Raw genomic sequence first — 25,832 nt, 5'->3', positions numbered from 1 at the left:
AGAAAACTCTTTTGACTAATTTGAATTACATTTGTTCATTTCACAATGAACCGATTATGCTAAAAGTAATTGATTACCATTTAGCTAATTGTTGACGGATACGTTTCATATCGCTAGAAGATACCATTGTTGATTTACGTAATTTACGTTTTTGTTTTTGTGATTTGTTTGCAAACATATGGCTTGTTTTAGCATGGTGACGTTTTAATCCGCCGTTACCTGTTCTTTTGAACCGTTTTGCTGAACCACGGTGTGTTTTTTGTTTTGGCATTTGTTATTTCCTCCTCAAAATACTCTTACTTTTCAGTCTTTGGTGCTAAAATTAAGAACATACTACGACCATCCATTTTAGCAGCTGATTCAATAGTTGAAATATCAGCTGTTTCTTTAGCCAGACGATCTAACACTTCTTTACCAATACTTTTATGAGTAATGGCACGACCTTTGAATCGGATTGAAGCCTTAACTTTATCTCCATTTTCAAGGAATTTACGTGCATTACGTAATTTGGTATTGAAATCATTCAAATCAATTGTAGGACTAAGTCTTACTTCTTTGAGATTAATGACTTTTTGATTTTTACGAGCTTCGCGTTCTTTTTTCTGTTGCTCAAAACGGAATTTACCGTAATCCATAATACGTGCTACAGGCGGTTTTGCTTTTGGAGCTACTAGTACTAAGTCTAAGTTTGCTTCTTCTGCAAGTTTTAACGCTTCACTTTTGGTAATTACACCAAGTTGTTCGCTGTCACTACCAATAACGCGCAATTCACGTGCACGAATGCCGTCATTTACCATCATATCTTTTGCTATGGTCATACACCTCCATTAGATTTGAGAGAAAGAACAGCAGAAAAATAGACGAGTTCATTACGAACCCGCCTATAAATAATTTCTAACTCACACCGAATGCAAGTTATCATCGTTTATATCTAGCCCAGAGACACTTTCGTCAACTTAGGCGAGAAGCGGGTGCTTCTGCTTGATTTTCTCAACTCATTTATTATACTTCACTGAATTAGAATTGTCAATCTTATTTGTTTTGTTTTTTGATATTTGTGTTATCAAATAAGACTATCTTACTAATTGATATGAGAAAGAGACTTCTGAAAGTTGATTCTTCTAGGCATTTACCTAACTGAGTATTGATTTGTGTTCACCGAATTATCCGGCATAATACTATATCGATTTTTATAAAATTGGATTGCTGAAATACCAACCAAAAGTACTATTCCTATTAATGCAACATTTTGCAAGAAGTTATACTGTCCTTGGAAACCTTCTGGTGCTAATAAATAATTATAGATCCCAAAATATGCCCAAGCAATAGGAATTGGGAATATTGCGTTTTTTGTACTTAATAAGACTACCAAAGTCAATCCTACTGCAACTAAAAGAATAATAGAACTCCAAGTTTCAGCAGCTATTCCAAATCTATCCCATTCAATTTTAACAAGCCAAGCGGCTATATTTACTACCGTTGCTATAAAAAGCCATCCTGAATATAAACCAAAAGTTATTGGAAGCAACCAGCGTTTTCGCGTTTGGATCCTCCCAATTTTTTTTACAATTAGAATCATAATAACTAGAAAACTAAAAATAAAAATTGTTGATAAACCAATCAAGTTATAAGAAAAGCTTATTATCCAGACAATATTTAAAGCACATGATACCCAAAAGAGAAAGCTGATTTCATCAACAGCACGTCCATAATATGACTCTTTATGTTTAATGATCATGACAACTATCGAAATAATCAAAAATGTGTAAATAACACTCCAAATGCTAAAAGTTGAGGGTGCTGGTGTGATTAAAGTTGGGTACATATCTGATACTTCTTTTTGCGAAAGACCATTGATTAAACCAAAAGCACCCATACCATTAATAATTAATGTAATAACTAATAAAATTGCGTTGATATATGTTTTTGTTTTTTGTTTCATTTTCCTACTCCTTTTATAATTTTTTTGACGTTCCACATCACTATAAAGTTTATTTTTCAACCTTTAAAACAATACTGTGATTTTTCTGACTTATTAGTTTTTAACGAATAAAGATCTATAATCCGATTTTACAAACAAACTGATATAAACGATAGATCCCTAAGTCCATCTTAAATCTTTTTAGCATAAGAAACAATCGCTTGAATGTGCTTTTTATCTACATAATTTGTCGGATGATAATAACTCTTAAGGATTGCTTCTTCATATTCTTTTTTATTTTTTTTGTTTTCTACAATTTTTATAAATACATTTATCATTATTTTAATAATGCCTTTTACCTTAGAAAAATCAACACCCCCAGGCAAATAAAAGAATGTATGAAATGCTAACTGATTTTCACTAAAATTATTGATTTTAATATCATTGATATCTTTCTCAACATTATTATTGCCACCACAGGCAAAAATAATGATTGGCTTTTCTTTAAACCATTCAAGAACTTTTTTGATTTTATTCATTTTACCCACATATACGCCACTACCAAAGATAATGGTATTATAGTTTTTTATTTCTGCTTTTTTAAATTTTGAAAAATCTCTTATTTCCCAATCTAATTCTTCTGCGATCCAAGTTGCATACTGAAAAGTATTTCCATATTTACTTTTATATAGAACAATATTTCTCATTTTCTTCTTCCTTTCTTCAAAGTCTTAACTGCTTTATCAGCTGCAATCTTTCCGGTTAAGATACTGATTGGTAAACCTGAAGGACTAAAGGTCCACTGACCGGCTTGTAATATATCTGGAATTGGTGTATTACAAGTTTTTTTGATTTTAGTCATCTTAGTTATGGTTGGTATATCATCATTAGTAAAAGCCCAACCGGTTATTCCGCCTTCAAGGTTACCACTTAGCCTTTCAATGGTAAGTGGCGTAGAACTGAATTGATGAATCACTTTTTGCCTTATTTCTCCATAAATACTGTCATCAAGGACACTAATCATCTTATCTTCAGCAAAGTACTTAAACTCTTCATACAAACCTAAAGATTTAATATTACTGATAAAATCATAATCCATCAGGACACTGACCATTAATCCAGTCTTTCCTTTTGGAGCAAGTTTTTCATTCCGCAATGCTGGGATAGCAATTTCATAAGTAGTATAATCCAGATACTCACTCATCCAATCAAAAATTTCTTTTTTTTCAGTTGCTTTACTTACTGTCTCAAGTTTCTCAAAAATGGTAGATTGACCCTTTTTATCAGGTGTATAGAAAAAATGACCACTCGATTTTTTTTTAAAGTACTGATTACCCAAATCAACAGCTAGATACAAGGAATAAATTGAATCCCCTGCTTTTTTTCCTTTGAGAAGTTCTTTCTGCTTCTCTATTCCTTTCTTGATTTTACTATCACCGATCGTTTCCATATCAATCGATTTATATAGCTGATTAGTATCCGCTGCCCAAATCAACTGATTATATTCGTAATACTGGTCATTCTGATCAAGAAGGGTTTTATTAAAAAGGTCAATTTTTTTTATTTCTGTACTTGTTTTTATAACGCCTTCTGTTTTAATGATATACTCTTTTAGCTTTTCAGCCAAATCAAGGGTTCCTTTAAGTGGGTACTCATAATCCAAGTACAAACTGAAATAACTTAACGCAAAAGAAGCAGGAGTCTTTTGGAAAAAATGTTGACTTATTATATCAATCAATGATTGATTATCAGTTAACTGACTCAGATAATCATAAACGGGTAAATTGAATTTTTTGATTTTACCTGATTTCGTCAAAAATTTGAATAGCCAGGGAAACAATGTCTTAAAAAGATAGTCTTTATCTTTTTTTAAATCTTTGAATAAAGGGTTCTCAATTCCATATAGAACATCCATATGATCCATAACTATTTTTATCTCATGGAGTATGACGTCGATATCATTTTCACTATCAGGATACAGGTTTACAAGCATTTCTCGATAATCATTCAGACTGTCGATTGTTTCGACTCGTATCGCTTCTTTTTCGATCCCGATCGTTACAATACTCTTAACAAATTCAATATCTATATCGAGCTGCTTTAACATCGGCTTAACAATTCCGGAATCAATGATTCCTCTGGCACCCGTATCAAACAAAAAACCATCATAATAGAATGAGTTCGCTAAACCACCAACTTTATCTTCTTTTTCGCATAGCAGTATTTTATAGCCGTTTTTTGTTAGAAAAGCTGCACTTGTCAATCCGGCGATTCCCCCACCGACAATAATTGCATCATATCTCATTCTATCACCCACCTTTTTGTATTAGACCGGTCATTTCCAGACTCAGATTCCATATTTCTTCTTGTTTTTTCGAATCTAAAGCATGTTTTGCTGGTTTTTCTTCGATTGTTAAGTTAAAAAATTTACCACTAATATTGCTTAGTTCACTAGCTGAAGCTAAATAATAAATTGCTTCGCCAGATATTTCCGGATCTTTTAAAAAATGCCAAGTTACATGGTGTAAAAACCACCGATATAATCTGCCGTTGTTATTACCAATGTTAGTTTTCACACCACCCGGGTGCATTGCATTGATCGTAACACCGGTATCTTTTAGATTTTCAGCTAACTGCCTAACGGTCAATAACTGTGCCGTCTTAGAGGCCCCGTAACTTCTCAAGCCAGTATAAATACGCTTTTCCCAATTTAAATCGTTTGTTTTCAGTCCGTTAAAGCGATGTCCTTCAGAATTAACTTGGATAATTCTTGATGGCGAAGATTCAATCAGTCTATTCAATAACAGATTAGTAATCAAAAAAGACGCCAAATGATTGACACAAAAAACCATTTCATAACCATCTTTATTTAATATCTTTTTAGTTGAATGAATGCCAGCACTATTGATCAATACATCCACTCTTGGATATTTATCTACGATTGCCCTAACAGCTTTTTCAACTTGTTTCAAATCAGAAAAATCGGCAATAAAATAATCAACAAAAATGGAATGTTTTTTTTCAAGCTCTTTTTTGACAGCCTTAGCTTTCTTTTCATTCCTAACCAACATCACAATATCCGCTTTGCCAGCAGCTAATTTTTTTACAGCCTCATAACCTACACCGGAAGTTGCGCCAGATACGACACAAATTTTTCCATCCATCGATTCATCACTCTTTTTTTGAACAGTTCTACTATTTTTGATGAACAGCAATTGTTCTGGACATTTATTTATCACTTTGCATCTCCTTATCCAAAAAATGCTCTCATAAACCAACGATAAATTGATCTGATAATAGGAATCCCATCATAAATATCACCCCAAAGATCGTAATAATCTCTTTGTTCAATAATTAGACCCTTGCTATCAAAAGTTAATCTTGTGGAACCATAAATCGGTTTCGCTGGAAAAAATCGGAAGGACATTGTCATCTTCCAGTCCATCATTACAACATTATCATTTTTAATAATATGATAGATATCCATTTCTAAACTTTTGCAGCGTTTAGCCAAACGATTACACATTGCTTCAAACTTAACTTTACCTTCTATTCTCTGGATTGAATCTTGAAAGATGATATGTTCATGATAAAACGGAAAAATATGTGACCAGTCTGGTTTTCCTTCTCCGCTATAGGTTTTTGACCACACCTCTTTAATTTCTTCAATAGATACTAGTTTATTTTCTGGTACGTCTGTTGTCATAAAGACACCCCATCTTTGTTTCTTATTAATACCATTGTACCAAACTATTATAGAAATCGTTTACAATACGAATAGCTGCTTTATAAAACTTTAAGTTAAAAAACACTACACAGTAAATAAATCAAAAATTCACTATCGTTAGATGAATTTACTTTTTAAAAACACTTTAGAAATAAGTAATGATAGTATCCGTTTGTTGTTTAATCCAAGATTAGCTCTTTCTATACTGCACTTCCCGTATAGCGAGCTGATCATTTAAAAATCCATAAAAAAGAACCAATGCCTTAACCGTCTAGATGAGCTGACGGAAGCATTGGTCCAAGATTATGATAGTTTTTCTAGAATAAATATTAAAAACTTATTGTTGCTAGTTTGTATAAGATTTTTATAGAAGAGATTTGCGATCTGCTTTCACCATTTCGCTTGCTGCTTTAATTGCATCTTTAGTTGTATCAAAGAAACGATCTTTTCCGTTTTTTTCAACAAACCCACTTTTTTCTAAAACATTCATGGGTTGAGTATTCGTTTCAGAATATAAAATCAGTATATTTTGAACTTTGCATCTTTTCTCTAACTGTTTTACGGCATTCAGAGCTGTTGCATCCATACTGTTAACATTCTTCATTCTTAATATCATTACATCTGTTGTACTCTTCATCTCATTAAGCATATCTAGGAATGTATTAACGACCCCATAAAATAGCGGACCATTTACTTCATAAATTACGATTTTGCTATCTAAATGTTCTTTTAATGATTCATCCAAAATATCTGATTCGTCATCTTCGTCATCTGTAAAAATTCCAAGTTCATGGCTTACATTCTCTATCAGTTTATTTTCTGACATTCTTTTTACAAATAAGAACATTGCAATAATCATTCCAACTTCTATTGCGACAACTAAGTCGAATAACAAAGTTAGCACAAAAGTGACTAGCAACACAGCAACATCGCTTTTAGTTGAATAAAAAATACCTTTAAACGATCTCCATTCGCTCATATTATAAGCAACGATAACCAATATGGCTGCCAATGTAGCCATCGGAATTAGCTTTGCTAATGGCATAAAGACCAACATGATCAATAACAATGTTAATGCATGAACTATTCCAGCTACTGGTGTTCGTCCACCATTTTTTACATTTGCTGCCGTACGTGCTATTGCTCCTGTCGCTGGGATACCGCCAAATAACGCAGATGAAATATTAGCTATACCCAGTGCAACAAGTTCCATATTTGAGTTATGTTTCTTCCCAATCATTCCATCAGATACAACTGCAGATAACAATGATTCAATACTTGCTAAAAATGCAATTGTCAATGCGGGTCTAATCAATTCTTTAATAATTGGTAATGATATATCGATCGATGAAAAATCGATCAACTGAATGGAATTGGATATATTTCCAAATCTACTTCCAATAGTTTCAACTGGAACATTAAATACTTTAACAAAAAGAGTAACCAAAACTAACGCTATTAATGATCCTGGAATTTTTTTATTGATCTTCGGCCAAACTATGATAATCAAAAGTGAAATTAATCCCACTAAAGTTGTTGATAAATCTATTGTGTTAAAATTTTGGATATAAACTTCCCATTTTGCTATAAATTCAGAGGGAACTTCATCAATCTCAAGTCCAAAAAAATCTTGAACTTGGGTGGATAATAGTACGATTGCGATTCCGCTTGTGAACCCCGTTGTCGTTGGGTAAGGTATATACTTAATTACACTACCTAACTTCACTACTCCCATAATGATCATGAATATACCTGCTAGAATTGTCGAAATCAGCAAACCATCCAAACCAAATTGTGCAATAATTCCATATACAATAACAACAAACGCTCCAGTTGGTCCGCCGATTTGGACTCGGCTTCCTCCTAAGAAGGAAATTAAAAACCCTCCGATAATAGCTGTTATAAGACCTTTTTCGGGTGCGACTCCTGAGGCAATTGCTAATGCAACTGATAAAGGTAATGCTATAATAGCAACAATAATACCAGCAATTATATCATCTTTTAGTTGAGTTATAGGTAATTCTTTTTTTCTATTTTTTATGATTGAAAAAAATTTTGGCTTTAGCATGTCATTCTTCCTTCTTTAACATATTTTCTAAGATTTTCCACTCTTTTTCATAACTACTTTTTATATTTAGTTTTGAATAAATAATTTCACTCGATAATAATCCATGAATAACAGACAAGAACATAACCGTTAATAAATCATCATTTTGTTCTTTATTGTCATTTGGAGATGAACTACTACTTATAAGCTCTTTTACTTTTTTAAAGCGTTGCTCCGACAAATCTATTATTTTTTGCCTTATTTCACTATCCATCGTATCAGGTGGAAACAAAAGCAATCTTTTCCAAAACAACAGTTTTTTTCGTGAACTATTGTAATAGTTTAAAATTCCTAAAAAAAATTCTTTCAGACTCTTTGATTGAGATTCTACAACAGTAAAGTATTCTTCAATCTCTTGATTAAATAATTGATATAACAACTCTTCTTTACTTGGAAAATGTGCATAAATAGAAGCTTTTTTTATTCCTACAATATTAGCAACTTCATTCAAAGAAAACTCCATACCCTTTTCAGCAAACAATCCAAATGTTGCATCTATAATTTTTTTTTTTGTTTCCAAGGTGATCCCACTCCTCCCCTACCTTCCGTTTGGTAGGCAATTAATATCTTACATAGATTTAAGAGAAATGTCAAATGAATTATATATATTAGAGAGCTATTATACATACGACATTAAAAAAATTTAGACCTCATACTTATTTATTACTTAATTAAAAACAGTCAGTGCCCCGTCACATCAAACTATTTCTTCATTATAATAACTAATAGTACCTACAAATAGATAAGGTTGAAAACAGAGAAGGCACTCTACGATGAAATTAATCATCGTGGAGTGCCTTCTTTTGGTTTCTCAAATACTTTATTATATTGAAATATCAAAGTTGCGATCACAGCAAAACCTATATCTACACGATGATTTGTTGCGATCCAACTCAGTCTTCATTTATGCACTGATTTCTTTCATATCGTACTCAAAAAAAGGTCCAACATCCTATTTTTTCAATAGTTTCGGGTAATAGGTTATAAGTAAAATAATGTAGCAATCATAGAAATTACAATAGAGTAGTAATGATACCATTGCTTCTTCATTCTATGCAGCAAAAATACACTTATTGCAACAACTACAAACATGATCAAACCGACTATGATCGGTTTTTCAAATAATTGTACTCCAATTCCAATCATAAAGGTAGCAAGTGAACTAGTAAGCACACTAGCTTTAAGCCAGTCGTATATCTTGGCACGATATATTATCGAACAGAGAAGCAGCCATATGATCCCATATCCAACTCGCAAGAATGAAACAAAGTTATATGGGCTCTCTTGACTTGCCATATTTTAAAAAACCATAAAGATAAGAAAATACAAGATAAAAGCTGCTGCTAAAGTAATAAAACTACCTATTGTAACAAGTATTCCTTTCTTGATTACATCATAATTTTTATTCATATATCAGTCACCGACTATCCTCATACTTAACTCGTGATCAAGCTAAACGATTAATTTTTCAAAGATTTAGTATAGTAAAAGCTAATTGTGAACCGAGTATACATAGCCCATTCTTGTCACCCACTTTTGCACTTATTCCCATATGTACGTAAAGTCAATTGGGCAAGTGGAAACATAGTTTCGTAACACTAGCAATAAAGTACTGGCTATCCTTTTGCATTTCACCAGTGGTTCTTGTTCAAGAAAAACTGTTATCCCCGCTTTCCACGCAGAGTATCGCACTAAAAACACCCTTTCTATTACCAATTTCTTCAACAATACTATCCAGAAATTCTTCTTTTCTTCTGGTCCCCATTGCTTCTCCACCTTTACAAACCTAAAGTTTTAGAGTTGCAGATCTACATTAGACTTTGATTGTCCGGGACTGATCATCTTAACTTTTAGTATTTGATTATTTGTTTTTTCTCACTCAAAATCTCTAGCCTGTTCTTGAGGATACACAAGCCCCATCTGTCTACGGCATTCATCCAATAGTGACATTACTTCTACAGTACTTTTGGCAGGAATCATTTCTCCTTCTTTTTTTCCAGCACGAATCTCAGCTGCTACATTGGAAAATTGTGTGCCATATAAAAGTCCCTCCATCTCGAATATTTCTTCTTTCCCATCAGTTCTCAACGTTGCCTGCTTTGCTGAATTAAACTTTGGAACAGAAATAGACCCCTTTGTTCCTTTTATTTCAAAGAAGTTTCCAGCTTCTTCTGTCATGGAAATATGTATTTCAGCCTGAAAGTCTGGATACTTAAATTTGATTTCTTCCGCGTAATCCACCGCGTGCATGTCGCCTTCGCACTGAATGGTTTCTGGCATACCAAAAAGCTCGTAGCAATATCTGATTGCGTAGACACCAAGATCTAAAAGCGCTCCACCAAGCATAGAAAGGGTTGTAAGTCGCAGATTATCAGAATGTTTTAGCAATTGGACCGCGAAGGCACAGTCAACTGACTGTATATCTCCGATTACACCAGATTTCACCCACTTTTTCACCTGCAAAGCTGTCTCGTTATGCCATGTCCACATTGCTTCTGAGACATACACATCTTTTTCTGCAGCGTAATCAAATACTTCCTTTGCCACTTTTTCATTGACAGCAAATGGTTTCTCACAAAGTATCGGTTTCTTGTTCTTAATAGAAAGCTTTGTGTATTCGGCATGCTTATCACCGTTTACATTAACATATACACCCTCTACACCTGAAGCGTTAATCGCTTCTTCTGCGGTATCATAGACAGTTCCACCATATTCTTTTGCAAAGTCTTCAGCCTTCGATTTTGTTCTATTCCAGATAGCCACGATTTGATTATCATCTGTCTTCACCAATTCGTTTGCTGTTGTGTGAGCAATACTTCCACAGCCAATGTAAGCCCATCCAAATTTATCCATAAGTATTTTCCTCCGTTTTTCATTTGTCTTTTAATCTACTTTTTAGTGCTTCTTTTCTGTAAATTCAAAAAAAGGGGCAGTTTTATTACGTCCATGTGCCTAAAAAAAATTTAAGAGCCTATACGCTACACAGACCTTTATCGAAGTTAGATTACAATAAAAATGAATAAATTATATTTAATCAATTTTTATAGCTTTCTCGTTTTTCCAGTTCGACTGAGCCATACTTCCAGTAAAACGCCATATACGATCCCAGCCACAAAACTGATAGGATCCTGAAATCCTGTTGAACTGTAGAATGCAAAGGAAACTAAAAGGCCTAACAGACCTCCACGAAGTAATGCTTTACTTCTAACTGTCTTCCCCCATGGAGCGCCCACGACTAGACCAATAATAACTCGGTTATACCAGAGTGAAAACACAAAAACGGGAGTCGCTGAAAAACCAGACCGGACGTATGCTCCTACTACGCAAACAATTCCTAACAAAGCTCCTCCAATAAGAGCTGCTTTCATTCTATTCTTCATCTCTCTACTCCTTCCAAAACGATTACGGCCATGGTTTTTTATTTTAGCATCCAATTCTTCTTGAACTTTTATCTCTGATTTTATTATAATACTCGTAACCTTAATCACATAACTGAATTGATTACTTTTTGAAATAAAGCCATGACACTGATAGATATATATAACTCGTATCATTAAATTATTTAATTCATTTAAAATTTTTTGTTCTATAGTAGTCCATAAATATCTAAGTGTGTTAAAACGTTAGCATCAAAGAAGCGAGCTCATGATGAAAAATAAAAAAAGCCTGCCACTATTAGTTTATTTTATACTTTCATTGTTCTTTATGGAGTTTATCTTGAAATTGAACGTAGTGGGAAATGCTTCTCAGATATTTAAGCTGTCTTTAAATCCAAATTTGTTCTTGTAAATGAAAGAAGCCTTAAGACAACAGCATAAATGTGCTCGTCTTAGACCAATATATTTATTTTTAATCAGACACCGTACCTCCACATCAGAGAGTCTACCAGCCTAATGCCTAATACATTCTAACACTAATTAGGCTGAAATTGAGATTAAATTATGGCTACTGATGAAATATGATGACCTAAAGAAATGTTATCTTATACGTCCTTTCGATATTTAAAGTTTTCTTCGACTTTATCAATGAAAACAAAGCCATACAACCCTAAGACAGCATTGAAAACAGCCACACTATAAACGCTAAAACGCTCCGCTATTCCAAAATACGCGTTGGGTACTATGCTTGTGCCGATGGGACCGATAAACATAAACACTAGCGTGACTGCTTCCCATATAGCCAATGACTGATATTTTTTGTGATCCTTGAATCCTCCGATAATAATCAGACTAATTGAAACAATCGATAAAACGACAACAACACCTGTAACAACGTATACATGCATTACATCTTGAAAGGTTCCAGCATAACCACTATCTGTCAATGGAAAAAGAGTGTATCCTATCGCTGATACCCAATTCATCACAGCAAACAGATATATCCCAAATCGCAATACCTTGTTCCCTTTACCCTGAATGATTATGCAAACCAGTACAGAGCTCAAGCAGGCAAATAAATGGTGAATGGATGTTAACCCATTTGCGACCACAAATGATGGGGCATTCGTTGCAGTTAAATCACTTACTGCTTGGCTTCTCCAATCGTATCCAGGATAGTTCATCGCCCCGACTACAGCATGCAAGATATAAAATATGAGGCTTGCTATGCCTGAAAGGCATAACCAGTTAGTCAGTGTTTTCCCTTTCATTTCGTCTCCCCCTAATATACTAGAATAAGTAGCAATTTACTCCTAAATCATTTTCTGATATATCATATCTGTTTTTTCGAAATTCAGTACTTCATGGACAACCAGATTTGGATTCAACGTAATGGAACTGGAGACAAGTTGTTAGCGATGGAATCAGACCGATTTCCAGATGGTTTACATTTACTTTTTCTCGTTTCGATTTATAAAAGAAGAGTTCTGAGCAATCTTATTCATCGAATTGCTCAAGATTAAAAAGTGATTTAGAAATTTGATTTGTTTTTTCATCTGCACATAATTTGAGACTGATTTCCCATAATTTTTCTTGCAACTCTTGATTCAATATGACCATATCTTCTTTGATTTCTATAAATTCATCATTTTTCAAAGTAATAAATTTTCCGGATTTTTTAAGGCTTTCTTTCTGAGTTTCAGTAAACAGAGGAGCCATCATTTCTCCACATTCTTCTATCGTAATAAACCTTCCAAATAACTTCATCAAAGTTGCCATCATTCTCATAGGTGCAGGGATAATATTTAATTGGTTGCTCCACACAGTTTTAGGGATTTGAAAGCCGATAAATGATATTTTTGTATTATGTTTATTTTTGTATAAATCATGTAATTTCACAAGAAACATTCTTTTGGCAACCATTGCCTGTTGGATACCAGCTTCGTACCCCCAATCAATTTTCATTTGCATATCATCCCAATATATTTCACCTCCTTCTGTTACATTAAAAATGACTCTACCTCCGCTTTGAGACCTTTCCAATAAGCTCAATAAGTTTAAGGTCAACATAAAATGAGATAAATAATTGACTTGAAAATGTGGATCCATACCGTCTTCTGTTTCTACTCTTTTGGCAGCATAGCCTAATCCGGCATTAATAAATATTCCATCCAGAAAAGTATGTTTACTTTGAATCTCATTTATCGCATTGTGAACATCACTTAGTTTTGTAAGGTCACATATAATTAGTGACACTTTTTCATTGAGAGTCGTTTCCTTAAATTCTTGTATTACTTTCTCGCCAAGTTCTCTCGATCTGCACAAAATAATTATTTCATGTGAGTGGTCATCAGTAGCTGCTAATACTTTAGCAACGCCTTTTCCCATTCCATTCGTACCACCGGTTACCATTATTTTCATAGTTCTTTCCTCCTTATTCATGAAACATATGACGTCGCTATCACTAGCCGTTTGATATCTCTAAGGCCAATTTTCATTTTAAAATAGTTGTTTTCTTTATTCACCTTATCAAGTTTGCCACATAATTCGTCTGCACCAGCCATTGAGACCATTTTTGCATTAGTATATCCGGCAGAAACTAACATCCTGGCAAAATTAGGACTGCCCCATTGAATTCTTGTGAGATCAATCAAAGTATGAATAGATTCAATAAACTCCGGTTCAAATCCATAGTCATTGATAATTTCAGTTTTTTTATCAGATGAACTCAATGTCTCAAATAATATAACAGAATTCTTATAACCGAGAGATTCCAATCTCTCTACATCTTTTTTATTAAGTTCATTATACCCTATCACTTATTCATAGTTCATCGATTAACCCTCTGATTTTCATGTTTTTAATGTACAAAGAACGATTGATCTTATCCTACTTTTACCAATCATTTCCGGATCAAATCCTGCTTCTATAAATAGCTACTCCTTTCTGCACGAAGTGCAAGTGATGTAGATTGTGGACTTGAGAAAAGTAACGTTTCTTCAAGTATCACCTTATTCTTCTTTATATCAGTATACAAAAATAGACCCTATAGAGAGCACCTTTTTGTAGTGTCCATTCTATAGAGTCCATTTTACTTTTACACAGTATAGCTATGCTTGCCAAAAATTGAGAATCAAGTTGATCACAACAAATATCTCGTAGGCAAAGAAAAAATCGAGCGGTATTTGCGAAACTAACTAAACAAATCCCAGTTCAAAAATAATTTCAGTACATACTATCTTCTAAGCTTTATCATAATCTCATAGTTCATTTACTAGCTATTTATCATTAATATCACTTATTTACTGAAGTTTTTAATTTCTGCTGAAACTTTTTCTAAATAATCACTTAATGCAATTGTTTCAGTAGTTTTCTCACCATACTTGCGTACAGCAACTGTGTTGTCTTGAACTTCATTATCTCCAACAACTAATTGATAAGGTATTTTTTGTGTTTGAGAGGCACGGATTTTATAGCCCATTTTTTCATTCCGTTCATCAACTTCCACGCGCATCCCAATACTGTCCATTTGTTTTTTGATCTCATACGCATAATCAGTATGCATATCTAAGTTAACTGGGATTATTGTAGCTTGAACTGGTGCTAACCAAGTAGGAAACGCCCCTTTGTATTCTTCGATCAAGTAAGCTACGAAGCGCTCCATTGTAGAAACGATTCCGCGATGGATAACTACCGGACGGTGAGTATTTTCGCCATCTTCTCCTACATATGTTAGGTCGAACCGTTCTGGAAGCAAAAAGTCTAATTGGATCGTTGAAAGTGTTTCTTCAATCCCGATAGCTGTTTTTACTAACACATCTAGTTTTGGACCATAAAAGGCTGCTTCTCCTTCTGCTTCAAAGTAATCTAATTCCATATCATCCATTGCTGTCTTAAGCATCATTTGAGCTTTTTCCCACATATCATCATCATCAAAATATTTTTCTGTATTTTTAGGATCTCGGTAGCTTAAACGGAAACGATAATCAGTAATATTAAAGTCTCCATATACAGCTAACATCAATTCCAATGTTCGTTTGAATTCTTCTTCAATTTGATCAGGACGTACAAATGTATGACCATCATTCAGAGTCATTTCACGCACTCGTTGTAATCCAGATAAGGCCCCACTCTTTTCGTAACGGTGCATTTGGCCTAATTCAGCAATTCGAATCGGCAATTCACGATAGCTGTGCACATCATTTTTGTAAACCAGCATATGATGAGGACAGTTCATCGGACGCAAGACAAGCATTTCGCCGTCTCCCATATCCATAGGTGGGAACATATCATCATGATAGTGATCCCAGTGACCGGATGTTTTGTATAAGTTTACATCAGCCAAAATCGGTGTATAAACATGTTGATAACCTAAACTGATCTCACGGTCGGTAATGTAACGTTCGATCGTGCGACGGATCGTAGCACCTTTTGGTAACCAAAAAGGCAACCCCGAACCAGCTTCTGGAGAAAGCATAAATAAATCTAGTTCTTTACCTAATTTACGGTGATCACGTAATTTAGCTTCTTCACGCATTTGGATAAACTCTTTTAAATCTTTTTTATCGAAAAAGGCTGTTCCATAAACCCGTTGCATCATTTTGTTATCCGAATTACCTCTCCAATAAGCACCAGCAAGAGACAATAATTTAAATACTTGAATGCGGCCTGTTGAAGGAACATGAACTCCACGACATAGATCTACGAAATCTCCTTGATCATAAACCGTGATTTTTTCTGATTCTGGAAGGTCTGTAATTAATTCGACTTTGTAAGGATCATCTTTGAATATTTCTAAGGCTTCTTCTCTAGAAACTTCTTTGCGGACAATTGGGTTATTCTCTTTTACGATTGACATCATCTCAGCTTCGATTTTTGGAATATCCTCTTCAGTAATCGGAGTTTCAGAGTCTGTGTCATAGTAAAATCCAGTTGAAATTCCAGGACCTACTCCAAATTTTATATCTGGGTACAAACGACGTAAGGCATTTGCCATTAAATGAGCCGTTGAATGACGTATGATCTGTAATGCATCTTCATGATCTGGTGTAATGATTTCAATCTCACCATCTACTTCTAGCGGGCGTACTAAATCAACTAATTCCCCATTAAACTTACCAGCTAGTGCTTTTTTAGCTAATCCTTTGCTGATACTTTCAGCAATATCTTTTGTAGATGAACCAGTAGGAAAGACTTTTACCGCTCCATCTGGAAATGTGATTTTAATTTCTGACATAGTATATTCCTCCATGATCTAATTTTAAAATACTATCTTTATTCAGCTAAAAAACAAAAAAAGTCCCATCTATAGTATATTAAATACTATAAACGGGACGTTCATTACGTGGTTCCACCCAGATTCAGAATTTAGCAAATACACTAAATTCACTCTAAGCTGTTAACGCTAGCTAAACGACCAACTGCTAATACGGAAAAAGTTCACAGCGGCACTCGAAAGGGGTCAAAACAAGAACGAAATTAGAAAACTCTCAGCAAATGTTTTCTTCTCTAAAAAATCGCAACCAAGTTTAGGTGTCTTTCTCAATGATTTCTTTTATACCTATCATTAAAGCACTTTTTAATTTTAATTTCAAGGGGATAATGTTTATTTGTTCATTTCTCTATTGAAGATGGCGTCGATTAGAACCCGTCATTTTAACTTCTTTAGCTAAATAACGAACCCGTTCCATAATCCTCTTGGCTTTTAATGGCTCATCTTCGCCTCTTTGAGTTACTCTTAAATGTTCTTCTTCAAGTTGCTTCATATCAAAATTAGAAGAGAAAAAAGTAGGCAATTGTTCTTGCATTCGGTACTGTAAAATTACTCCTAATACATCATCACGTATCCAACTAGACATTGAATCGGCACCAATATCGTCAAGCATTAGTATGGGCGCTTTTTTGACAAACTCTAATTTTTCGCCTGTGTTATTCTTACCGATAGACTGTTTCATTTCTACTGCAAACGATGGGAAATGCATCAAGGTAGTAGAAAAACCTTTTTCTGCCAGTTCGTGTGCTAGCGCTCCTAATAAATAGGTTTTGCCAACACCAAACGAGCCTTGTAAATACAACCCTTTATAAAATTCTTTTGGATTAGTCAAATAGTCATGAATGAAATTATATACTTCTGAAACAGCTAGTCTTCGTTCATCAGTCATCTCAAAATCAGCTAATTTTGCATTACGAACATCTTTAGGCATATCCATAGAATAAATCCGATTTTTAATTTCTAATTCTTTTTGTTTAGCTATCAATTCAGCAGAAGGCACATAAGTTACATCAATGTAATGGTAGTTCAAAACTAATTTAGGATGGTAGCCTGGTGCCATCATTCCTTTTTTTAAATGAAATTTCTTTTTTTCTTGCACATATTCATACAACTTAGCATAACTTTTGACAATTGCTTCATTACTAAGTTTTTGACGATTTTCTTCAATAAATTCAGCTACATCTTGATCATCTAATACTTCTTGGATCAATTCCTCGTATTTATGATTCAAGTTTCGTTCCTTGATCATTCGTGTCAGACTCTCACCAATATCTTCCATTACTATTCACCTTCTTTGCCAAAATTTTGTATTCGTTTCAAACGTTCCATAAAGGATTGTTTCTCTTCTTCACTCATTGGCGTTTCTTCTGTTTGGTTATTTTCTGCTTTAGCCCAATCAGGAAGCGTTTCTTTCCTTATAGTCGTTTGCTTGCCATAACTACCTTTATTTCTATTTTGTGCGTAAGTTTTACTACGATTTTCTTGTTGTTGTCTTTTCTCAGAATTTTCTAAATACATTTTTTTCACTTTATGAATAGCTTCTTCAGGTGCGACTACTTTTTCTTGCGCCCAGTCATTTGCAATTTTATAAGCTAACTTTTGATCAAGTGTTGGGTTGTTTCTCACAACTAAAATATAATGAATCAGGATATTGATAACTGAGGTCGGTAAATTAGCTTTCTTAACGATTTCTTCCAAAGTCCACTCTTCATGTTTTGTTACAAAACCACCCTTTTGATCTTTTATAGAGTTCATAAAATCAACCGGACTTATTTGCTCACTCACTTCAATAACTGCAATATCCTCTTTTGTTAAACCTCTTTGGGTCAGTTCATTCTCACGCATTTGTTGTTGGTTAGAATCAACTTGTATATCTTTTTCTACCACATCTTTTAAAGAAATATTTTGTTGGTTTTTATTATGATAATCATCATATGCTAGCTTCTTCATTTTTTTTTCGTCAATTTGACCTGTTTCAATATCTGAAGCATTCAGCACAAATTGTTGCAACGCTAATTCATCTAATCCGTATAATGTATGCAACACCAGTACCGCTTCTTCTATTTCTTTAGTAATAGAAGAGCGATTAATATATTGCTGATTCAATCCTGCATAAAAAAACTTCAAATCAAATGTTTTCGAATCGATTTTAGGATTTGAAGAACTTGTTTTACCGATATATGAAACAGGTTCTTTCAGCAGTTCTTTTTCTCGTTTTAATAATTCAGTATCAAATTGAAAAACATCTAAAAAAGACTTCGTGACTTCTTGAAACTTCTTTTTATCTATACTTTCAATAATAAATCGATTTCTTAATTTTTTAAACTTTCGTTCTCCTACTCTTTCTAATAATAATAAGCTCAACAAGTCATCTTTAAAAAAGACATCACTTGTTTGAGGAGCTTGCAATTCATATATTATTAGTTTGGTCGGATCTGTTTGAAGATACGTTTTAAGCAATCCAATTGCTTCCAGCTTAATTCTAGCTTGGTATAGCTCAGGAATACCGATATTGAGCAATGCTAATAGCTCAGAATGTAAGACACCTTCACTCCAGTAGGCTTCTTCTTCTATCTCAGTCCACAATGTCATATAAAGACTGTATGCTGCAGTCCCTATTAGAGGTTGATACAAAAAAGTTAGAATTTTTTGATCGATATCCGAAAGTAAAGCTTGTTGTTTTACTAAAAAACCATCTTTAGGACTTAAGTTTTTCCATGGATACCCCAAAATGACTCATACCTTTCTATCTCAATTAATTTTTCCAGCTTTTTTTCTTTCAAATTCTTGTAATTCTTTCAAAAAGACACTCATATCTTTAAACTGGCGATAAACACTAGCAAAACGGATATAAGCTACTTCATCAATATCAGCTAATTTCTCCATAATGTACTCCCCAATAATAGCAGAGGAAATTTCATTTTCACCTAATCCTCTGATTTGGTTTTCTACTTCATCTACTATTTTTTCAACTTGTTCCATTGCTACTGGACGTTTTTCACAAGAGCGTATTAGACCTCTTAAAATTTTTTCTCGATTAAATTCTTCTCTAGTGCCATTTTTTTTAATGACTAAAAGAGGTGTTTTTTCTACTCTTTCAAATGTAGTAAAACGAAACTTGCAAGCTTCGCATTCTCTTCTTCTGCGAATAGCACGACCATCATCTGCTGGACGACTATCGACAACTTTAGAATTATTATTTTGACAGCGTGGACATTGCATGTTTATCATCCCTATCTTAAGTGTCATTCGTATCTACACTAATTTCGCACGAAAATGTTTACTCTATTATACCATACAACAACCAGAGATAAAACCGCTTAAAAACGAGGTAATCCTTTGACTGTAAGGCGAAAAGAACAATCCATAAATGATTGTTCTTTTCGCCTTACTATTTATGCTCTTATCAGTCTTTATTTTTGTTTATCCAGTCTAAAACTTGTTTTTTTGTATTTTCGATCGTCCCGCTATTATCAATTATAATATCTCCAAGAATGACTTTTTTTGAAATAGGCAACTGGGAATTGATCCTTTGAGTTGCTTCTTTTTTTTCAATATTGTCTCTCTTCATTAATCGATTTAATTGGATCTCCTCTGATGTAGCTACCACCATAATTTGATCCACTTCATTTTCATAACCCATTTCAAATAAAAGGGGAATATCCAGAACAATGATTGCTGGGTCTTGCTTCAGGTAGTCATTCTTTTTAGTTACGATCCATTGATGAATATGTTGTGACAACATTTTATTCAGCAACTCTCTCTTTTCCACATCATCAAATATGATTTTAGCCAAAGCAGTACGATCTAATGTACCATCTGTCAGAATAACCTTATTTCCAAATTCTTTTTTTATTTTTTCTAAACCATCTGTTCCTGGTTTCACTACTTCTCTTGCTCCAACATCTGCATCTACTACTGGATAGCCTTGCTCTTTGAATATCTTGCTTACAGTTGATTTTCCTGTGGAAATCCCCCCTGTTAAACCTAAAATCACAGTCATCTTATCTCCCCTTTTTTCACTGATCAGCTGCCAATCGTTGACATTTAGAACAAAAATGAGTCCCTCTTTGTGCAACTTTTATTTTTTCTATTGGCGTACCACAATGAATACAGGGAATTCCTTTTTTACCATAGACCGATAAATTCACTTGAAAGGTTCCCGCTTCCCCTAACGCATTTTGGTAGCTGCGAATAGTCGTTCCGCCCGCTTCAACTGCATCACCAAGTACTTTTATGATTGCTTTGTGTAACTGAGAAACTTCATCTTTTTTCAAGCTGTTTGCAATCCTTAATGGATGTATTTTGGCTAGAAAAAGTGCTTCATCTACATAAATATTTCCTAAACCAGCTACGATCTTTTGATCCAATAAAAGCGGTTTGATTGCTCTTTTTTTAGTTTGCAAATTATTATAAAAAGTTGTTTCATCAAATGTTTCTTCAGTAGGCTCTGGTCCAAGTAATCTTATCCCTGTCATACTGATTTCTTCCCCTAAAGGTACAAGAGTCATTCGGCCAAATTTGCGTACATCTAAATAACGTAAATCTCTCCCATCAGCTAAGTGAAAAACTACGTGCGTGTGCTTTTTGAGTGGCTTTGATGAGTCTTCTACCTCATATTTACCTTCCATACGCAGGTGTGAAACCATCGCCCACTGCCTAAAATGAAAGATAATATATTTACCACGTCGATCAAAGCCAATAATTTTTTCACCTGTTAGAAGCTGCTTAAATTCACTGCTTGCGATAGAACCAGAAATAATCCGATCCCAGTATACATCAACGGATTTTATGCTTGCCCCTGACACAAGTTTTTCTAAACCTTTTCTAACCGTTTCAACTTCTGGCAATTCTGGCAAATTTCTACCTCCTCTCTACATATAGAAAAGTGTTTCTGCTGCGAACGAACACAGCTGAAACACTTCAGTTATTATTTGGCTTCATACCAACTTTTCCCACTATTGCTATCAACTTTTAACGGAACAGATAATTCTACTGCCCCTTCCATAACTTCAACTACTAATGCTTCTAATTGTTCTATTTCATCTTCGGGCACTTCAAAAATAAGTTCATCATGAACTTGCAACAACATGGTTGCTTTCATATTTAATTCTTTTAATTTTTTATCCATTTTGATCATAGCAATTTTTAAAATGTCTGCTGCACTACCTTGGATAGGTGTGTTGATTGCTATTCTTTCAGCGAATGAGCGTAAATTGAAATTTCGAGAGTTTATTTCTGGTAAATAACGACGGCGTTGGAAAAGCGTTTCAACAAACCCTTTATCTTTTGCCTCTCTCACAATATCTTCCATGTACGTTTTTACACCTGGATACTTTTCAAAATACGTATCAATAAACTGTTGTGCTTCTTTTCGACTGATACCTAAGTTTTGTGATAAGCCATAATCGCTTATGCCGTAGACAATTCCGAAGTTAACTGCTTTAGCTCTGCGTCGCATTTCAGGGGAAACTTCTTCTGGAGAAGCAATACCAAAAACACGCATAGCCGTACTTGAGTGGATATCTTGACCCTCAATAAAAGCTTCTTTTAATAGTGTATCATTTGAAACATGTCCCAATACACGCAATTCGATTTGTGAGTAATCAGATGCAAAGATTTTCCAACCCTCATGACTAGGAATGAAAGCTTGCCTGATTTTTCTACCTTCTTCTAATCGAATCGGGATATTCTGCAGGTTAGGGTCAACCGAACTTAAACGACCAGTTTGTGCAACCGTCTGCATATAGCGTGTGTGAATTTTACCCGTTTCTTTATCGATCACTTTCAGTAATCCTTCTATATAGGTTGATTGGATTTTAGCAATTTGTCGATAATCTAAAATGTGCTCTACAATAGGTGCTTGTTCTCTTAATTGCTCTAAAACATCAACTGCAGTTGAATAACCTGTTTTGGTTTTTTTGATGACAGGATATCCCATCTTTTCAAATAAAATAACACCTAATTGTTTTGGTGAATTTAAATTGAATTTTTCACCAGCTAATTCATAAACTCGCTGTTCAATATCATTTAGTCGAATGGCAAATTCTTCTTTCATTTCCATTAGGCGTTTGTCATTTACTTTTACTCCAGTAAGTTCCATATCAGCTAAAATAAATGATAAAGGCAATTCCATTTCATTAAACAACTTAGTTTGCTCATTTTCTTCTAAGTTATCATTCAATTGTTTGCTTAAAACGCGGATTGCTTTTATTTTTCTTGCTATATGATCGTATGTTACTGATTTTTCTTCCGGAATAGCAAGCTTTGCACCTTTTCCATAGACACTTTCATCAGAAGAGACTTCATAATAATCATGTTCTATAGCAACTTCAGATAAATCCTTACTATTGTCCTTGGTATTCAGTAGATAAGAGGCTAATAAGATATCAAAATTAATAGATGTGATATCAATATTTTGTCTCTTTAAAGCTACATAGGTTCTTTTGGCATCAAATACTTGTTTTTTAGCCTCTGCTTTACTCGCCCAACTTTTAAAATCTTCTGAAGCGAAAACTATTTCAGGTTCTGCAATATATATTTGTTTATCATCGCCCCATCCTATGCAAAAAATTGGAGACGTATGATAGTTATCCTCTAACATTTCAACGTAAAGAGCCATATCATCATTAAACATGTCTGCTGTAATTTCGCTCACTATTTTATATGAAATTTCTTCTTTTTGGTTATTTTGTTCAGCGTCATATTCAGAAGTATCTAATTTACTTAGATGAGAATTAAAATCCATTTCTCGATAAAAAGCTATAAGTTTTTCCATGTGTGATCCAGAAAAAATTAAATCGTCAATTTTGATTTCGATTGGAGCTTCGGTATCGATAGTTGCTAATTTTTTACTTAACAATGCTATTTCTTTTTCATTTATAAGATTTTCTTTCATCTTACTTTTCTTTAATGAATCAATATTTTCATAGATTCCTTCTACTGAACCGTATTCTTTCAACAGTTTAAGGGCCGTCTTTTCACCAATTTTAGTTACTCCTGGTATATTATCCGAAGCATCCCCAGCTAAGCCTTTCATATCAATGATTTGTAGTGGGCTAATGCCCATCTCTTCTTGGATGGTTTCAATTGTGTGACCTTTTAATTCGCTGACCCCTTTTACCGTGATATCAACACGCACATTTTCTTTTGCCAATTGTGTTAAATCTCGGTCTCCAGAAATAACCACTACATCATAAATAGTTGGATCAACTTGTGTTGCCAAAGTTCCAATAATATCATCTGCTTCGAAATTTTTCAATTCATAATGTTTGATACCAAATCCGTCCAACAAATCTCTCAAATAAGGCATTTGTTCTGAAAATTCTCCTGGTGTTTTTGAACGTCCAGCTTTATAAGCTTCAAAATAACTATGACGAAATGTCGTATTTCCAGCATCAAAAGCGACCAATATATGAGTTGGTTTTTCTTTTGTTAAAACATTGTCAATCATATTATGAAATCCATATAATGCGTTAGTGTGTAATCCATTTTTATTTTTCATTCTCTCTAATTGAGAGTGCAACGCGAAGAAGGCTCTATATGCTACACTATTCCCATCGATTAGAACTAATTTTTTTTTCTCATTCATAAGAAATCTCCTTTTGGTCACTACTTTTAGTTACTACTATTATTGCCAACTATTTTAGTCTGTTCTTTTTTTTAAATCTATTTTCTGATCTTACTTAGCGTTATTATTTTAACAAAAAAACAGGCAGATAGCCAACACGCTTGAAATCAGCTTCAACAAAAAAAAACAGAAAAATATTGTTTAAACAATATTTTCCTGCTCTCGTTTTTTATTTCATTAATTTGTTAATGATGAATGGCTTAACAATGTTTCATAGGCCAATTCAAATTTTTGAACATCTCCAGCACCCATAAAAATAGCTACTGCATCATGGTGTTCCAATAATGGTGACATATTCTCTTCACTTAATATGACCGCTCCATTATCGATTTTATCAACCATATCTTGAATTGTAATATCTCCTTGATTTTCACGTGCTGATCCAAAAATATCACATAAATAAATCGAGTCGGCCAAATTCAGCGACTCCGCAAATTCACTCAGCAATGCCACTGTCCTAGTGAATGTGTGTGGTTGAAAAATAGCGATAATTTCTTTATCTGGATATTTTTGACGAGCTGCATCAATTGTTGCTCGAATTTCAGATGGATGATGTGCATAATCATCAATGATCACCATATCCAACATTTGTTTTTCAGTAAATCTGCGCTTAACGCCTTTAAATGTCTTTAGATTTTCTATTACACCCTCTTTATCAATATTTTCATATTGACAAATAGCTATCACACTAAGTGCATTTAATATATTGTGTTTACCAAATATAGGGATATCAAAATGCCCGTAGAACTCATCTCGTACATAAACATCAAAAGTAGAGCCCGTTGTTGAACGAGTCATATTTTTAGCTTGAAAATCATTATGATCCCCAAAACCATAGTATAGAATTGGCACATTAGCTTGAAGTTTTTCAAGTTGTTCATCGTCTCCACAAGCAACTATGGCTTTCTTCACTTGATTAGCCATTGATTGGAAAGCATCAAAGACATCATCGATACTGCTATAGTAGTCAGGATGATCAAAATCAATATTTGTCATAATAGCATAATCTGGTTGATAGGCTAAAAAATGACGACGGTATTCACAGGCTTCTAATATAAAGAAATCTGCATCAGGTACACCATGACCTGTTCCATCTCCTATTAAATAACTTGTGTTTTTAAGTGAACTTAACACATGCGCCAATAAACCTGTAGTACTTGTTTTACCGTGTGAACCAGTAACAGCAACACTATTGAATTGACCAATAAACTGTCCAAGAAAATCATGGTAACGTATAACAGTTAAACCTATTTCATTTGCCTCAACAATCTCTTCATGGTCGTCTGAAAAGGCATTTCCAGAAATAACGGTTAAGCCTGGCTTGATATTTTCTTTATTAAAATTAAAAATTGGAATTTCAGCTTCTTCTATATTTTTTTGAGTGAAGAAATATTTTTCTATATCAGAACCTTGAACTTTGAATCCTTTATCGTGCAAAATCAAAGCAAGAGCACTCATACCTGAACCTTTAATACCAACGAAATGATAAATTGTTTCTTTATTCATTACTTTATTTCCTCCATATTCGTAAATTCAACTTTTTCTTTCTGACTGCTACAATTTAAGAGCATTTTTTTGTGTAACGCCCCAGTTCGTTCTTTTAAGTTTGCGTAAAAAGATGCAATAAAGTAAATTTCCATCTTGTTTCATAAATTGATGGCTAAGCTGAACCGCTTGTTATTAGTCAAAAAAGACAAAATTACAACGAATTTAGTATACCATGAAATAATTTAATAGCACACTTTAAACCTTTAATTCCTCTCACTCTTGATAGAATGAAATATTGTGAACGGATTCA

The 25,832-nt window shown here is 33.9% G+C and carries 23 protein-coding genes and 1 other annotated feature; all 23 genes read right to left on the bottom strand.

From position 1 onward, the window contains the following. Positions 1-73: 73 nt before the first annotated feature. Entirely contained in the window at positions 74-271 is a 198-nt protein-coding gene (gene rpmI, locus BR50_RS09205; RefSeq protein ID WP_034548081.1) for a 50S ribosomal protein L35, read from the bottom strand. A 25-nt stretch (positions 272-296) separates the two neighbouring features. Next, positions 297-818, bottom strand: a complete 522-nt coding sequence (infC, locus tag BR50_RS09200; protein ID WP_034548079.1) for a translation initiation factor IF-3 — start codon at positions 816-818, stop codon at positions 297-299. 28 nt (positions 819-846) lie between these two features. Then, positions 847-989: a sequence feature (ribosomal protein L20 leader region), on the bottom strand. A 140-nt stretch (positions 990-1,129) separates the two neighbouring features. After that, positions 1,130-1,942 (bottom strand): TspO/MBR family protein, encoded by an 813-nt coding sequence (locus tag BR50_RS09195; RefSeq protein ID WP_034548077.1) that lies wholly within the window; start codon positions 1,940-1,942, stop codon positions 1,130-1,132. A gap of 170 nt (positions 1,943-2,112) precedes the next feature. After that, complete coding sequence (locus BR50_RS09190) at positions 2,113-2,628, bottom strand: flavodoxin domain-containing protein (protein ID WP_034548075.1); 516 nt, start codon at positions 2,626-2,628, stop codon at positions 2,113-2,115. Further along, positions 2,625-4,226, bottom strand: coding sequence for a phytoene desaturase family protein (locus BR50_RS09185; protein ID WP_034548073.1), 1,602 nt, complete (start codon positions 4,224-4,226; stop codon positions 2,625-2,627). Before BR50_RS09185 ends, BR50_RS09190 begins: the two co-directional genes overlap by 4 nt. Before the next feature lie 4 nt (positions 4,227-4,230). Continuing rightward, positions 4,231-5,160 carry an SDR family NAD(P)-dependent oxidoreductase gene (locus tag BR50_RS09180; protein ID WP_034548072.1) on the bottom strand — a complete coding sequence of 310 codons (930 nt, stop codon included), beginning with the start codon at positions 5,158-5,160 and terminating at the stop codon, positions 4,231-4,233. 11 nt (positions 5,161-5,171) lie between these two features. Beyond that, positions 5,172-5,627: a DUF2358 domain-containing protein gene (locus BR50_RS09175; protein ID WP_034548071.1), complete on the bottom strand. Its 456-nt coding sequence runs from the start codon at positions 5,625-5,627 to the stop codon at positions 5,172-5,174. Positions 5,628-6,012: 385 nt separating this feature from the next. After that, complete coding sequence (locus BR50_RS09170) at positions 6,013-7,716, bottom strand: SulP family inorganic anion transporter (RefSeq protein WP_034548069.1); 1,704 nt, start codon at positions 7,714-7,716, stop codon at positions 6,013-6,015. A 1-nt stretch (position 7,717) separates the two neighbouring features. After that, a complete protein-coding gene (locus BR50_RS09165) occupies positions 7,718-8,275 on the bottom strand; it encodes a TetR/AcrR family transcriptional regulator (RefSeq protein WP_034548067.1) in 558 nt (185 codons plus the stop codon). Between the two features lie 461 nt (positions 8,276-8,736). Continuing rightward, the gene (locus BR50_RS12785; RefSeq protein ID WP_143298353.1) at positions 8,737-9,051 is read right to left on the bottom strand and encodes a hypothetical protein; all 315 of its coding nucleotides are present in this window, start codon (positions 9,049-9,051) and stop codon (positions 8,737-8,739) included. 579 nt (positions 9,052-9,630) lie between these two features. After that, a complete protein-coding gene (locus tag BR50_RS09160; protein WP_034548065.1) occupies positions 9,631-10,608 on the bottom strand; it encodes a Gfo/Idh/MocA family protein in 978 nt (325 codons plus the stop codon). A gap of 188 nt (positions 10,609-10,796) precedes the next feature. Further along, on the bottom strand, positions 10,797-11,309 hold the full coding sequence (locus tag BR50_RS09155) for a hypothetical protein (protein ID WP_211249829.1): 513 nt from the start codon (positions 11,307-11,309) through the stop codon (positions 10,797-10,799). Positions 11,310-11,737: 428 nt separating this feature from the next. Beyond that, the gene (locus tag BR50_RS12640; RefSeq protein ID WP_074200265.1) at positions 11,738-12,403 is read right to left on the bottom strand and encodes a DUF998 domain-containing protein; all 666 of its coding nucleotides are present in this window, start codon (positions 12,401-12,403) and stop codon (positions 11,738-11,740) included. 226 nt (positions 12,404-12,629) lie between these two features. After that, the gene (locus BR50_RS09140; protein WP_034548060.1) at positions 12,630-13,553 is read right to left on the bottom strand and encodes an SDR family NAD(P)-dependent oxidoreductase; all 924 of its coding nucleotides are present in this window, start codon (positions 13,551-13,553) and stop codon (positions 12,630-12,632) included. A gap of 17 nt (positions 13,554-13,570) precedes the next feature. Beyond that, the gene (locus BR50_RS09135; RefSeq protein WP_034548058.1) at positions 13,571-13,951 is read right to left on the bottom strand and encodes a DUF4332 domain-containing protein; all 381 of its coding nucleotides are present in this window, start codon (positions 13,949-13,951) and stop codon (positions 13,571-13,573) included. Between the two features lie 479 nt (positions 13,952-14,430). After that, positions 14,431-16,368 (bottom strand): threonine--tRNA ligase, encoded by a 1,938-nt coding sequence (thrS, locus tag BR50_RS09130; protein WP_034548056.1) that lies wholly within the window; start codon positions 16,366-16,368, stop codon positions 14,431-14,433. 385 nt (positions 16,369-16,753) lie between these two features. Beyond that, the gene (gene dnaI, locus BR50_RS09125; protein ID WP_034548054.1) at positions 16,754-17,683 is read right to left on the bottom strand and encodes a primosomal protein DnaI; all 930 of its coding nucleotides are present in this window, start codon (positions 17,681-17,683) and stop codon (positions 16,754-16,756) included. Positions 17,684-17,685: 2 nt separating this feature from the next. Further along, the gene (locus BR50_RS09120) at positions 17,686-19,134 is read right to left on the bottom strand and encodes a replication initiation and membrane attachment family protein (RefSeq protein WP_034548052.1); all 1,449 of its coding nucleotides are present in this window, start codon (positions 19,132-19,134) and stop codon (positions 17,686-17,688) included. Positions 19,135-19,155: 21 nt separating this feature from the next. Further along, on the bottom strand, positions 19,156-19,626 hold the full coding sequence (gene nrdR / locus BR50_RS09115) for a transcriptional regulator NrdR (RefSeq protein WP_034548050.1): 471 nt from the start codon (positions 19,624-19,626) through the stop codon (positions 19,156-19,158). Positions 19,627-19,810: 184 nt separating this feature from the next. After that, positions 19,811-20,407 (bottom strand): dephospho-CoA kinase, encoded by a 597-nt coding sequence (coaE, locus tag BR50_RS09110; protein ID WP_034548048.1) that lies wholly within the window; start codon positions 20,405-20,407, stop codon positions 19,811-19,813. Between the two features lie 16 nt (positions 20,408-20,423). After that, positions 20,424-21,263, bottom strand: coding sequence for a DNA-formamidopyrimidine glycosylase (gene mutM / locus BR50_RS09105; RefSeq protein ID WP_034548046.1), 840 nt, complete (start codon positions 21,261-21,263; stop codon positions 20,424-20,426). Positions 21,264-21,334: 71 nt separating this feature from the next. Beyond that, a complete protein-coding gene (polA, locus tag BR50_RS09100; RefSeq protein ID WP_034548044.1) occupies positions 21,335-23,995 on the bottom strand; it encodes a DNA polymerase I in 2,661 nt (886 codons plus the stop codon). Between the two features lie 216 nt (positions 23,996-24,211). Continuing rightward, positions 24,212-25,540, bottom strand: a complete 1,329-nt coding sequence (gene murC / locus BR50_RS09095; RefSeq protein ID WP_034548042.1) for a UDP-N-acetylmuramate--L-alanine ligase — start codon at positions 25,538-25,540, stop codon at positions 24,212-24,214. Between the last annotated feature and the right edge of the window lie 292 nt (positions 25,541-25,832).

The sequence above is a fragment of the Carnobacterium alterfunditum DSM 5972 genome (genome assembly GCF_000744115.1).
GTDB classification, from domain to species: Bacteria; Bacillota; Bacilli; order Lactobacillales; family Carnobacteriaceae; genus Carnobacterium_B; species Carnobacterium_B alterfunditum.
Note: the sequence above shows the minus strand (reverse complement) of the source record. Positions and strands in the feature narration are given on the sequence as shown.

What these genes read in the sequence shown, in the direction of transcription:
- thrS (WP_034548056.1), bottom strand. Translation starts at nt 16,368, where the DNA reads ATGTCAGAAATTAAAATCACATTTCCAGATGGAGCGGTAAAAGTCTTT.
- BR50_RS09160 (WP_034548065.1), bottom strand. Translation starts at nt 10,608, where the DNA reads ATGGATAAATTTGGATGGGCTTACATTGGCTGTGGAAGTATTGCTCAC.
- coaE (WP_034548048.1), bottom strand. Translation starts at nt 20,407, where the DNA reads ATGACTGTGATTTTAGGTTTAACAGGGGGGATTTCCACAGGAAAATCA.
- BR50_RS09170 (WP_034548069.1), bottom strand. Translation starts at nt 7,716, where the DNA reads ATGCTAAAGCCAAAATTTTTTTCAATCATAAAAAATAGAAAAAAAGAA.
- BR50_RS12640 (WP_074200265.1), bottom strand. Translation starts at nt 12,403, where the DNA reads ATGAAAGGGAAAACACTGACTAACTGGTTATGCCTTTCAGGCATAGCA.
- rpmI (WP_034548081.1), bottom strand. Translation starts at nt 271, where the DNA reads ATGCCAAAACAAAAAACACACCGTGGTTCAGCAAAACGGTTCAAAAGA.
- nrdR (WP_034548050.1), bottom strand. Translation starts at nt 19,626, where the DNA reads ATGCAATGTCCACGCTGTCAAAATAATAATTCTAAAGTTGTCGATAGT.
- BR50_RS09195 (WP_034548077.1), bottom strand. Translation starts at nt 1,942, where the DNA reads ATGAAACAAAAAACAAAAACATATATCAACGCAATTTTATTAGTTATT.
- BR50_RS09185 (WP_034548073.1), bottom strand. Translation starts at nt 4,226, where the DNA reads ATGAGATATGATGCAATTATTGTCGGTGGGGGAATCGCCGGATTGACA.
- BR50_RS09190 (WP_034548075.1), bottom strand. Translation starts at nt 2,628, where the DNA reads ATGAGAAATATTGTTCTATATAAAAGTAAATATGGAAATACTTTTCAG.
- dnaI (WP_034548054.1), bottom strand. Translation starts at nt 17,683, where the DNA reads ATGGAAGATATTGGTGAGAGTCTGACACGAATGATCAAGGAACGAAAC.
- polA (WP_034548044.1), bottom strand. Translation starts at nt 23,995, where the DNA reads ATGAATGAGAAAAAAAAATTAGTTCTAATCGATGGGAATAGTGTAGCA.
- BR50_RS12785 (WP_143298353.1), bottom strand. Translation starts at nt 9,051, where the DNA reads ATGGCAAGTCAAGAGAGCCCATATAACTTTGTTTCATTCTTGCGAGTT.
- murC (WP_034548042.1), bottom strand. Translation starts at nt 25,540, where the DNA reads ATGAATAAAGAAACAATTTATCATTTCGTTGGTATTAAAGGTTCAGGT.
- BR50_RS09155 (WP_211249829.1), bottom strand. Translation starts at nt 11,309, where the DNA reads ATGATACGAGTTATATATATCTATCAGTGTCATGGCTTTATTTCAAAA.
- infC (WP_034548079.1), bottom strand. Translation starts at nt 818, where the DNA reads ATGACCATAGCAAAAGATATGATGGTAAATGACGGCATTCGTGCACGT.
- BR50_RS09140 (WP_034548060.1), bottom strand. Translation starts at nt 13,553, where the DNA reads ATGAAAATAATGGTAACCGGTGGTACGAATGGAATGGGAAAAGGCGTT.
- BR50_RS09175 (WP_034548071.1), bottom strand. Translation starts at nt 5,627, where the DNA reads ATGACAACAGACGTACCAGAAAATAAACTAGTATCTATTGAAGAAATT.